At 57.4% G+C, this 6,602-nt stretch carries 7 protein-coding genes; 3 read left to right on the plus strand and 4 right to left on the minus strand.

Features of this window, described 5'->3' with window-relative positions; translation table 11 throughout:
* Window positions 1-83: 83 nt before the first annotated feature.
* Window positions 84-644, minus strand: a complete 561-nt coding sequence (locus DWQ09_00435; protein KAA3630536.1) for a cysteine hydrolase — start codon at window positions 642-644, stop codon at window positions 84-86.
* Window positions 645-751: 107 nt separating this feature from the next.
* Between DWQ09_00435 and DWQ09_00440 the strand changes: the two genes are divergently transcribed.
* The gene (locus DWQ09_00440; protein ID KAA3630537.1) at window positions 752-1,696 is read left to right on the plus strand and encodes a helix-turn-helix domain-containing protein; all 945 of its coding nucleotides are present in this window, start codon (window positions 752-754) and stop codon (window positions 1,694-1,696) included.
* A gap of 404 nt (window positions 1,697-2,100) precedes the next feature.
* A complete protein-coding gene (locus DWQ09_00445; protein ID KAA3630544.1) occupies window positions 2,101-2,607 on the plus strand; it encodes a paraquat-inducible protein A in 507 nt (168 codons plus the stop codon).
* Here the strand turns inward: DWQ09_00445 and DWQ09_00450 are convergent.
* The 3 genes from DWQ09_00450 to DWQ09_00460 form a co-directional block, all read right to left on the minus strand.
* Complete coding sequence (locus tag DWQ09_00450; protein KAA3630538.1) at window positions 2,604-3,812, minus strand: glycine betaine/L-proline ABC transporter ATP-binding protein; 1,209 nt, start codon at window positions 3,810-3,812, stop codon at window positions 2,604-2,606. The genes DWQ09_00445 and DWQ09_00450 overlap by 4 nt on opposite strands.
* Window positions 3,805-4,704, minus strand: coding sequence for a proline/glycine betaine ABC transporter permease (locus tag DWQ09_00455; protein KAA3630539.1), 900 nt, complete (start codon window positions 4,702-4,704; stop codon window positions 3,805-3,807). The genes DWQ09_00450 and DWQ09_00455 overlap by 8 nt, the downstream gene beginning before the upstream one ends.
* A 79-nt stretch (window positions 4,705-4,783) precedes the next feature.
* Window positions 4,784-5,785, minus strand: a complete 1,002-nt coding sequence (locus DWQ09_00460) for an ABC transporter substrate-binding protein (protein ID KAA3630540.1) — start codon at window positions 5,783-5,785, stop codon at window positions 4,784-4,786.
* A gap of 567 nt (window positions 5,786-6,352) precedes the next feature.
* Between DWQ09_00460 and DWQ09_00465 the strand changes: the two genes are divergently transcribed.
* A partial coding sequence (locus tag DWQ09_00465; GenBank protein ID KAA3630545.1) for a transposase occupies window positions 6,353-6,602 on the plus strand: 250 nt, incomplete at its 3' end.

Here is a 6,602-nt window from a genome sequence, read left to right on the forward strand (position 1 = left end):
ATGTCCCTGACGGTTGAATTCGGCAGCAACTTTAGCCAATCCCCCGCCCCTCTGCCATGTCTTTTACGCCCCGGGTGCTGTGGCTATCTCTCTTTCTCTTTCGTTAGCCAGGCGTCAGCGTTCAATACCTCCGCAAATACGCCTTGCATAGCGGCGAGGAAAGCGTTTTGGACCGCCTCGGCAGGTACCTCGTGGTCGCCATAGCGCAGAGCGCGGGTGGCTGTGGCGTCGGCTATCAGTTGCACCTGATAGCCCAGGGAAAATGCAGCCCGTACCGTGGTGTCGATACACATGTGGGTCATCATTCCGCAGATCACCAACTGCCGGCAGCCGGCACTCTGGAGGTCATCGTGCAGTGTCGTGGCCTGAAAGGCGTTGGGGTACCGCTTGGTTATTACCGGGTCGCCGGCCCCGGGGGCGATCAGCGAATGGAGGGCCTGACCAGGCGTTCCCGGAACCAGAAAGGTTGCGCCTGGACGGACGCTCTCGTGTTGGATCAGAAACCGCGGCCATTGATGTTCGCGGAAGTAGTCGAGAAGCTCTGCCGCCTGCCTGGCAGCCGCTTCCGGTGCCGTCAGCGCCATCGCCCCGCCCGGGAAATAGTCGTTCTGAATGTCAATGATCAGCAATGCGGGTTGGTTCATATTTCTGGCCTCCAGGGTGGGTATGCTGCAGAGACTACCGGACTGTGACTTGCGCGTGCAGTGTCTGATTCGACAAAATAGTTGCGAAATCGGCCATCGATAATACCGTGAAGATTGCGATTCTCCATTATCCCAGGGTCATGACCTCCGCTGTCTTTGGCATACAAGAGATGCTGGAGGTCGCTAACCGCTATCTGCAAGGCGCGGCGTTCAGAGGTTTCGACCCCTACGTCGTGACCACGCTCGGTGCCGAGGGCCCGGCCATGGTCAATGCGATTCCCATGGTCGTGGATGCTGATGTGGCGGATGTGGTCATCATCCCGCCCTCGCTGATGGATTCTGCCCGTATCGAGGCAGACTCCCAAACCGTGGCATGGCTGACGGTGCAGGCGGAACATGGCGCAACGCTGTGCTCGGTATGTGCCGGTGCCTTTCTGCTGGCCGAGGCGGGATTGTTGGATGGCCATGTGGCTACCACGCATTGGGCGCTGGCATCGGTTTTCCGCCATCGCTACCCCAACACGCACCTCAGGGTGGAAGAGATGATCGTCGACGAGGGAAACCGGATTACCGCGGGGGGTGTAACGGCCTATCTGGATCTGACACTGCATCTCATCAGGCGTTACGCGGGAGAGCGCGTCGCCCGGCAGGTGGGTAGCCACTTTTTGATTGACCATCGGGGTCGCCGGCAATCCGCCTATCAGCGCTTTCTACCCGATACCAATCACGGGGATATGGTACTGGCACGCGCCCAACAGATTCTCGAGCGTGATTTCCGTAAGGCACTGCGTATTGGTGCATTGGCGAGTGAGGCAGGAGTCTCTGAACGCACCTTGTTGCGTCGGTTCCGCAATGTATTGGGGCTGACACCGGTTCAGTACCTGCAGGCACTGCGTTTGGAGCGTGCGCGTGAACTGCTCGAATCGTCACGCGATTCGGTTGACCGCATAACCCAACGCGTGGGTTATGAGGATGTCAGCTCGTTTCGGCGGCTCTTCAAGCACGCCACCGGTGTCTCTCCCGCGGAATACCGACGGAAGTTTGCCGCTTAATCCGCAGCGGGCCCGCCCACACAAAGGTGATGGCTCGATCAAGTTTGCCTGGTTGCTTGCCGTCAACGTCGCATGTCACGGCGCTACTGCAGGTGACTGACGTGAAACCTGCAGATCTCAAATCGCGCCGACGGGTCATGGTCGTTCATACGGTGACCAAGGGCGATACACTGTGGGGCGTCGCCACACGTTAACTGGGTGATCCGTTCCGCTACCCAGAGCTGGTACGACCAGCCACATCCGAGATCCGTATCTGATCTGCCCTGGCAACGGGGTGAAGATCATTCGCAGTATTGAGCGCGCAGTCGCTGGAGAGTGATACCCTACGCTCCGGTGAACAGTTCCCGATCGGAGTCTTCTATTTGTGGCGCAGCCAAGTGAAGCCAGAAACCGTCGCCCACCGAATGCATTCACGAATTGCGAGTGAGTTGCGCTGGTTGCAGGTGTTGGTGGTTGTCGCCGCCGCTTTTCTGTTGGTGGGATTGGCCGCACCCATCATTACGCTGCACAAATTTGTGGTTGTGAGCAACACCTTTTCGGTGCTGACCGGTATCTGGCAGCTGATGCGGGAAGGGAAACTGTTCCTCTTCGTTGTGATCGCGCTTTTCAGTGTGATATTGCCGCTGCTCAAGTTGCTGCTGCTGTTGAACCTGACACGTCGCACCGTCGGCAGCGGCCAGCACCCACGGCGCTATTTGAAATGGATGCACGATCTGGGTCGCTGGTCGATGCTGGATGTGTTTGTCGTTGCGGTGCTGGTGGTTGCGGTCAAGCTGGGCATGATCGCGAGTATCGAAACTCACTACGGACTGTATGCATTTGCCGCGGCGGTGTTGCTGACGATGATCATCACTGCGCGGGTGGTGAAACTGTACGACCGTATGGGGAGCGGCCCGGACCTGTCCAACTAAGCCTTGCGAACAGCTTCGGTGCTACTGGCATCCCCTAATGCGTCTGCCAACGCAGCACGAGACAATTCACCGCGCAGATCGCCTTTGTCGTCGACGACCGGCAGTGGATACTCGGTATCCAGAGTGCCGGGCAATACCTCTTCCAGGAGTGCATCGGGAGATATGGCCGGGATATCGATCAGGATGTGATCGCCGATCGTAGTATGGGTGTCGCTGATTGCGGCAGCTTCCAATGCCTGTTGCGAAACTACGCCCCTATAGCCGTCTTCCGCAATGTAGTAGCCAAAATCCCGATGCTGATTGCGCATCTGCTCCAGCGCTTCGCCGATGTTTTCTGCGGTGATGCGGCAGGCGGGTGGCTTCATCACCGTGGCAACCGTGAGTGCGCGGGCGCGATTGACATCACGCACAAAGGCCTCAACATAATCGTCCGCCGGGTTCAGGAGGATCTCTTCCGGAGCACCTTCCTGCACCAGTTCGCCATCTTTTAAAATGGCGATGCGATCGCCGAGGCGCAGCGCTTCATCCAGGTCGTGGGTGATAAAAATAATGGTTTTTTGCAGCTTGGCCTGAAGCTCGATCAACTGATCCTGCATTTCGCTGCGGATCAATGGGTCGAGCGCTGAAAAGGCCTCATCCATGAGTAGAATATCGGCGTCGGTGCAGAGCGCTCGCGCCAGCCCGACGCGTTGTTGCTGGCCACCGGAAAGCTGGGCGGGATACTGATTTTCGTAGCCTGACAGACCGACTGCCTCCAGCCACTGCTGTGCCTTTTTGCGCCGCGCCTCCTTGGCGATACCTTGAACCTTTAACCCGTATGCGACGTTTTCGATGACCGTTCGATGCGGCATCAACCCGAAGCGTTGGAACACCATCGACACCTTGTTACGGCGGAATTTCTCCAGTTCCTTGATCGACAGTCCCATCACATCCACGCCATCGATGATAATACGGCCCGCAGTGGGATCGATGAGACGGTTGAAGTGACGAATCAGCGTCGATTTCCCTGATCCGGAGAGTCCCATGATGACGAAGATCTTGCCCTTTTCGATGCACAGGTCGATCTCTTTGAGCCCGACTGCGTGCCCGCTGTCCGCCAGTATCTCGTCTTTACTGCGACCTTCCCTGATCTGCGGTATTACCGATGTGGGATCGGGGCCGAAAACCTTGTACAGACCCTCGATGCGAATGAACGGCTCATCCATCATGCATGCCCCCAAGATGTCGCTGGCTGCGTTTTGCATAGGCCTGTGAGACGCGATCGAAAATGATCGCCAGGGCAACAATGGCCAATCCGTTGAAGAGCCCCAAAGTGAAATATTGGTTGGTGATCGATTTCAGCACCGGCTGGCCGAGCCCCGTGACGCCGATCATCGATGCGATCACCACCATCGCCAGCGCCATCATGATCGTTTGATTGATGCCCGCCATGATGGTGGGCATTGCCAGCGGCATTTGTACACCCCATAGGCGTTGCGAAGAGCTGGCCCCGAAGGCGGTGGCCGCCTCCAATACCTCCTTGTCGACCAGCCGGATGCCAAGATTGGTGAGTCTGATCACGGGCGGAATAGCATAGATCACGACGGCGATAACGCCCGGCACTTTACCGATACCCAGCAGCATGACGACAGGTATCAGATAAACGAACGCAGGCATGGTCTGCATGATGTCGAGTAGCGGGGTAACGATCGACCGCGCGTGATCGGAACGCGCCATGAGGATGCCGATGGGGATGCCGAGTGCGATCGATAACAGCGTACAGACGGTGATGATGCTCATGGTGCGCATGGTGTCGTCCCACATGCCGAAGTAGCCGATGGCACAGAAGGCCAGCACGACTCCCAGGCAGAGTTTCAGGGAACGACTCGCTCCATAGGCCAGCGCAGTGACAGCAACGATGACCAGCCACCAGGGCGATTGCAATAGCAGTTTTTCGAACCAGACCAGAAAGGTCAGCAATGGATCGAAAAAGGATTCGATGAGATCGCCGTAGGTGCGGGAAAACTCACGGTAGGCCGCATCCAGCGCCTTGCGGATCGCCAGCAGATCTTCACGATCCATTTGCGGAAACTCTATAAACCAGGAACTTTTGGCCATGGCGATGTGCCTTTTGGCAGTTTGGACAGGCGAGGGAATCTCCTTGGGGGTGTGCCACCCCCAAGGGATGTAAGATCAATTATAGATTGGCCAGGGCGCGCTTGATCTTTGCGGCGACATCAGCGGATACCCAGGCGCGCCAGGTGGCTTCGCTGCTTTTCAGGAAATGCTCCATGGCCACATCACCGTCAGCCTGGTTGTCTTCGATCCAGGCCAGCAACTCGTTCATCTGGGTATTCTTGAACGCGCGTTTGCTCAGGTAGGCGTAAGCCTCAGGCGCCCTTGCGGCGAAATCCTCGGTGGTGACAGTGTGCACCGGCGAGGGAGGGTACATGGTTACCTGCGGGTTGGCGCAATCAGCCTTGGAGATACAGTTAACATAGTGATCCAGCTTTACCCCTGAGCCGAAATCCACTTTCACCATTTTGTATTTGCCCAACACCGAGGTGGGTGCCCAGTAGTAACCAAACCACGGCTCTTTACGCTCGTATGCCTTGGCGATGGCACCCGCTAGACCCGCTCCGGAGCCGGGATCGATCAAATCAAATCCGCTCTCGCCGAGTTTCAACGCCTTGAAGAGGTTGCCGCTGGTAATCTGGCAGTTCCAACCGGCGGGGCACCCCATAAATCCGGAGCGACTGGGGTCTTCGGGGTGTTTGAAGAGCTTGGCATTGGCTTTGATGCCAGCGATAGTCGCAAGACTCGGATCCTTGTCGACCAGATACTGCGGCACCCAGAATCCTTCCTCGCCACCGTCGGCGAGCGATTTGCCAGCAATGCGCAGCCGTTTCTCGGCTACACCCTTCTGCAGCGCCTCCTTGAAGGAGTTGGACCAAAGCTCGGGCGCGATATCGGGTTCACCCTTTTCGATCATCGACGTGCCGGTGGGCATGGTATCGCCGGGAACGATCTCTGCATCGCAGCCATAGCCGTGTTGCAAAATGAACCGATCGACATGAGCGATCAGTGTGGCGGAACTCCAGTTCATATCGGCGATAGCGACTTTGCCGCACCCGTCGGCGGCATAGCCGGTAGAATTCAGCGACGCCATAAAGATGACGGCAGCAATTAGACGTTTCATGTGATTCTCCATGCTTTGTATCGAGGAAATCGGCAATCAGAGCAGTGTGAAAATAAACTGCGGAGAGCGGAATTGCCGACAGATTCCCGCGGAAATGAAAAAGGCATCCCATGGATGCCTGCGCGACCAACCATACAAAGGCTGACGTGCTAAGTCAATCTAGCAGCCCGGATCGAAGCGCTGTGTGTTTGGCCATGATAGTGTGGAAAAATCACCGAAAGTGCTAGAACCTATCTCAAAATCCCGCGTGTGCTGTGTTGAGCCCCAGAGGTGTGCTGGGTAGGCCCGAAGGCGCAGCCAATAGCAGCGCTATTGGCAAGTCGAGAACACTGCCAGCGCACCTCTGGGGCCAACCCGCAGGGCCGGGCGCTCGTGGCTCCAGCGCGGTGTTGCGGCTCGCTCATTGGGAATGACCCAACCACGCTCGCCGCGCCTGGCGCTGGAGCCACGAGCGACCGGCACAGCTCGCGGGGGATTTTAATGGAATGGTCGCCCCTTCCTTACCCGGCATCTGAGTGCCACAGTGGGAGCGTGAAGCAAACCACTTAACAGAAAGGGGCGACCGAGATGAAGATTACGACAGCAGGGATTGATGTGGCAAAGACGTTGTTGCAGGTTCATGGTGTGGATGAGCGAGGTCGGGCGGTTATTCGAAAACGATTGAAGCGGGGACAGGTATTGGCCTATTTTGCCAACGTAACGCCCTGCCTGATCGGGATGGAAGCCTGCGGTAGCGCGCATTACTGGGCACGTCGGTTGGCGGCGTTGGGGCACACCGTGAAACTGATGGCCCCTCAGTTTGTGAAGCCGTATGTAA

This window comes from Pseudomonadota bacterium, from assembly GCA_008501635.1.
Taxonomy (GTDB): domain Bacteria; phylum Pseudomonadota; class Gammaproteobacteria; order QQUJ01; family QQUJ01; genus QQUJ01.